Source organism: Candidatus Woesearchaeota archaeon (genome assembly GCA_003694805.1).
In the GTDB taxonomy this organism is placed as follows: Archaea; Nanobdellota; Nanobdellia; order Woesearchaeales; family J110; genus J110.
Genome location: RFJU01000155.1, coordinates 1 through 5316, shown reverse-complemented (window position 1 = coordinate 5316; position 5316 = coordinate 1). Strand labels below are relative to the sequence as shown.

Genomic DNA, 5316 nt, shown 5'->3' with positions numbered 1-5316 from the left:
GCTCTTCGGAGCGCCCCTGGCCAGCTTTGCCGCGATCGCGCCGGCAGGAACCCGCTCGTCAGGCGCGGCGCCTATGGCAAAGAACAACGCTCGGCGCAGCACCCTCCCGACCCGCTGAGCGTCACCAAGCTTTGGCACGTTCACCCCCACACTCAACAACTCCGAGGGAAGGCTCCGTTCAGGTATGCGAGCAACAAACGCGTTCAACCCCTTCGGCGTCACCACCCTCCCCGCCTCCTCACTCAAAAGGTAGCGTTCATCCAGACGAAACGCCAACGGCCCCCCAACACAAACCAACCCCTCCCGAAACGCACGCACTTCTTCACAAAACGCGTTGTAGAGGGAAAGACGCACCCGCGAGCGTCCACCCTCCCCCTTCCACGCTCGCGCCTCGACAACGTCCCGCAACGGCTTGCCAAAAAAAGCCCAGCAAAACTTTTCCTCCCTAAGCTCATAAAACCCCTCCGGCGTTCGATACCCCGCCTCTTGATACCGCCTATGCTTCCCCAGCCGCTCCCAAAACACGCCTTCAGGAATTGGAACATAGGACGGTTCAACAAGAGAAACATTATCCGGCGCCTCAACAACCCCCGCAAGATTCGCAACCATGGAGAGGGGTTCAGCACAGAACTGCACCACGCCACGAGCGTACACGAGCCGTTCTAAAACGTCACGGGTCGAACCCGCCCTGCCCAGGAGCGCCTTCGCAACAGGGTCCTCCTCAACGACCGGCCGGAACACGCGCAACACCGGCTCGCCAAGGTACGAGAGCCGCACCCCTTCAAAAACCCCTTCGTTCCGCTTCACATCAACCAGCCGCGCCACGAGGCTTTCCGGGTCGCGAACACCCTCCACGTCCTCCAAAAACCGCAAAACACTCATGTCCCGCCAATCCCGATGCGTGCCGAGGCGCAAATAGAACCTGCGCTGCAAAAGACCATCAACCGCCTCACGAACACTCTTGGACGCGACCTTGTCCGGCGACGTCTCAAAGAGGCAAGCAAGCCCCACCAACGGCTCGAACACGCGCCGAGCAAACTCGGCCGTCTTCTTCCCATCAATTGCCGTGTACGCTAACGCCTTCCCAAGCAGTTCAGGTTCTCGCGAGGCGAGGGACGACGAGAGCTCCTCATACGACAAGCTCTTCTCAAACCCCGCCAAGAGGCCGAGCTTGAGGTTCGAAAATACGTCAAGCCAACGCCGAGAAAACGTAAGCGTATCAATCGGAAGGTACGTTCGCTCCCACACCTTCCGCGACCTCGGCCACCCCCGCCGAGCCCACTTCTCCCGAAGATGAGCAACCCGCTCCTTCACCGAGGCATGGTAATCTCTTGCGTTCGAGTCGAACTTGCGCAAGTGCCGCTCGTCAAACGCCTCGAAATTATGCCCGAAAACGAACGCAAACCCTTTTTTGCGATCATTCAGCCTTCGCACGAGGTCGAACTCGTCTTCACACACCACCACCTTGCCGTGCTCGCGCGCCACACGAGGCAAGGACCCAACGATGCGAGACTCCAAATCCTCCCACGCCGCCTCTTCACGAGCCCTCTCTGCTTCCGCCGCCGAGACGCCAAAGCAATCCGCCGTGACGTAGAGCTCGCACGCCTCACTCGTTGCGAACACCGCAAGCTTCACCTCCCCACTCACCACGTCCCGCTCATCTACATACCCTGTCGTTTCCACGTCAATACAACACCACGGAACCTTTGCCAAATCCTCAAGCGTCTTCTCCGGGTTCTTGTGCACCACAGGATCCCAACACGCCTGCAACCCAACAGGCCGCCTCGGATCAAACGCGAGCCCGAACGGGTAGACTCGCTGCATATGCGCAGACCAATTATCCAAATGCAATGGATCGTCAACGTCCTTCCTCGAATCAAGCGGCTTGACACGGAACACCTCGCGATCAACTGTTTCTAAGCCGACCTTGGAAGCAAACCCCTTCACGAAATACGAAAGCTTGCCACTGTCCAAGCGCTCACACGTCACCCGCAACTGGCAAGAACCCGAAGGCACCACTTTTCTCGTCCTGGCAAGAAACGCCTTTGCATCATCCTTGTTCTCAAACACGCCACGAGGAGGAACAGAGCGAAGCCCATACACCTCGAACACGTCGCGCGGAAGAGCAGAAAGCGCCTCTTTGTCCAAATCAGCCACTTCAACCCGAAACCGCCCTTTGCGCACTTCACGCGGTTCATACACGACTCCCTTGGCAAGCGATTGCTCAGGACGCGAGGAAGGACGCGACTGACGCTGCTTGAGCAGCGCGTACACCTCCTGCGCCTCGTCGCTTGAGAGCTCGTCAGAAAGAGGCGCGTACCGCCTTGACTTGTTGCGAATAAACACGCGCGGAGGAGCGCCATCATCCAGCAAGCCGTCCAAGTACTCTTTGGGAGGGAGCGCTTGCAAGAACGGCCCTTCCAGCTTCGCTGGCAACGCGTCCTGCAAGCCGCGCACGTGGTAGTGCACCCGCCACACCCGCTTTTTCTTACTAAACGGGACGCTGTCCACAACGACGCGCCCAGGAAGCGCTTGCAACAACGCGTGGCGAGCACCGCGACGACCCTCGCCGTCCGCGTCGCTCACGCTGCCGGCCAAAGACGCGCCGGGCACGTTTTGAGCGTACCATTCCTCAATCCAGCCCGGAAGCACCCGCCGCATCACGTTCTCTACAACCGGATGATCCGGCAGGGGAGCGGTCACGGTCACGTGCCGCAAGCCATCCGCCTCGGGAAGCGCGGTGGAAGGATCCTTGCTGTCCCGAAAACGCAACGCAGTAAACGAGTACACCGCCCTCGAGCACGGGTCAAAGCACAAAAACTCCACGCCGCGCTTCTTCGGCGACGCCCGCAAGACGTAGTGCGTCCCGTTCGCATCACGACCTCCCCGGCTCGACAGCACATCCTTCATGGACGAGAGGGAAGCGGGCTTGAGCATAAAAAAACATCCCCTTCCACTCCTTCCTTGACCAAGAAACACCTATGGGAGAACACGGCACTCGGTTTAAGCACTAAAAGACAACGCGCTCACCATTATGCAAGATATGAACGTTCTTTGGGAGGTAGCCAAGCTCCATGGCGAGCTCCTTGAGCTTGTGCAGCGACTCCGGAGAGCCATGCGTCGGGATGATGTGCTCCGGTCGAACCATCTCCAAAAAATCACGGTGGTCCTCGCGCATCGCGTGACCAGAAACATGAATGTCTTTGAAGATGCGAACGTGGCGGGCCTTCAACTTCTCCTCCAACCTCATACGATTCTCAATATTGATCGGAACAGGAATAACCGTGCAACTGAACACGACATGGTCCCCGTCTTTGAGCGGCATGAGCCTGCGATCAACAACCTTTGAAAGCATCGCGTTCGGCTCGCCCTGATGCCCCGTCATGATGAACAAGTACTTGCTAAAGTCCTTAATTTTACGCAAAAACTTCGGCACTTTGCTGCTGAACGGCACCGTTTCAACCCGCTCCTTCAAATCAATAATCTTTGCCTCGTGCGCCGCGTCAACGTATTTGGCAATCGACCTCCCCAAGAACACGGGCTTCCTCCCCAGCTTCTCTGCAAGGTCAACCAACGTCTTGAGCCGCGCAATGTGGCTGCTGAACGTCGTGACAATCACGACGCGCCCCGTCGAGTTCACCCCCAACAAGACATCCTTGAGCATTTCTTTTGCGATCGACTCAGAAGGACATTTCTTATCCGCGTGGGCGTAGAGCGAATCCATAATAAGCACCTTCACCTTTCCTTGAAGCGCCAAGAGCCGCTTCACATTCGTCCTCTGCCCGAGAATCGGAGCGTTGTCCAACTTGAAGTCGTTACAATACATCACCTTCCCGTACGGGGTGTGCAAAACAACAATGATTGTTTGTGGAATGCTATGCGTCACGCTGATGAATTCCACTTTGATATTCTTTGACAATGCAAACGTGCTATTCACCGGGTGCGCCACCAACCCTCCCCGCAGAGAAACGCCTTGGTCGTTCAAGAGGCGGCGAATCACTTCAATCGTGAAGGGGGAGCTGTGCACCGGACAAGAAAACCGTCCTGCCAAGTACGGAATCGCCCCGATGTGATCCAGGTGACCGTGCGTCGGAATAATCGCAACAACCTTCCCGCGAAGCGACTTGACCACACTCACGTCCGGCGCGGCGCCGTGATCAATCAAACGCCGCCCACTGATCGGTGCAAGATCTTCACGCTCTTCAGAGAGCTCAATGAACTTATCCATGAGCAAGCCCAAGTCAAGAAGAACAACTTCGCTATCAACCTTCACCGCGACGCAGTTGCGCCCGATTTCAGAATACCCACCGACGGGAAGAATTTCCAACCCCATGATTTCACGAGAGCAAAGAGCACCCACCCCATATTAAAAGATTGTGGTTGACAACCACGCCACCCGTCAAACCCAATCAACCCGCAAAGCCGTGTTGCAAACACCAACCTTCGCAAACCCTTCTTGAACAAAAGCTTGCCACGCCATCCTGCCTTGACGCCCCCCGCTTCAACGAACGGTTTTCAACCACCCGCTGCGGTGTTCGGCAGCGCCCTCCAGTACTGCTCTTCAGAAGGGCAAGAACGCCCCGCCTCTTCCAGCAAGCGTTTTGCGGATCGGCGCTGATCATCAGTCCAGTAGACCAGTGTCGGCCTGCAGGCGAGCTCGAGCAAAGGATTGAAGTACATCCCAGCATAATTTCCCCAAGCGCGCTCGCCAACAAAGCCGCGAATATCATCTAACAAGTGCAAGGCAGATTCACGATCCTGCGTTGAGCCGTAGAGCAGCGCGTCTCGCACCGGCCTCACGAGGGAGTTGAACACCAACCCCCGAGCGCGCCGGTACTCATCATCACTTTGCACGCCAGCCAAACGCTCCAGCGCCGAAAGCGTCGTTGCGCGGTTCACCTCACCTAAGGAAGCGTCACGCCGCCGCGCTTCGTACTGCAACGCCATCTTATACGCTGCGTACACGTCCCTTGCATCATCAACTGTCCCTTCCCTGCCAACGCGCAGCACGGCCGACAAAAACTCAGAAGAACTCCTCTTCGACGGATGCCTTCCCAACACGGGCCTTGCTTCCTTCAAAGGATATCTCCTCACAAATTCCTTAGGGTATGTCAGGCGAATTCCTTCACGAGGAACCAAGGATAAAGGAAGCGGAACGCCTTCAGGAACACGCTCTTCTGGCTCTTCTGGCCTGAAATAAACATGATAGCGTGCCAGCATGTCCTGGCCAATCCTCGCAATAAGTTCGCCGACCTTGCGAGGGTTTTGCTCGTACACGCCACCTGTGCTTTTCGCAAACGCCCTGCAGACAGTATC

The 5316-nt window shown here is 57.1% G+C and carries 3 protein-coding genes; all 3 read right to left on the bottom strand.

All coding sequences use genetic code 11. The annotated features are described in order from the left end of the window. On the bottom strand, positions 1-2937 hold a 2937-nt coding region (locus tag D6783_05675; GenBank protein ID RME52164.1), incomplete at its 3' end, for a hypothetical protein. A gap of 73 nt (positions 2938-3010) precedes the next feature. Then, the gene (locus D6783_05670) at positions 3011-4333 is read right to left on the bottom strand and encodes an MBL fold metallo-hydrolase (protein ID RME52163.1); all 1323 of its coding nucleotides are present in this window, start codon (positions 4331-4333) and stop codon (positions 3011-3013) included. Between the two features lie 182 nt (positions 4334-4515). Then, the coding region (locus D6783_05665; GenBank protein RME52162.1) for a hypothetical protein at positions 4516-5316 on the bottom strand (801 nt) is incomplete at its 5' end.

Coding starts and splice junctions, on each gene's coding strand:
- D6783_05670 (RME52163.1), bottom strand. CDS start 4,333: ATGGGGTTGGAAATTCTTCCCGTCGGTGGGTATTCTGAAATCGGGCGC.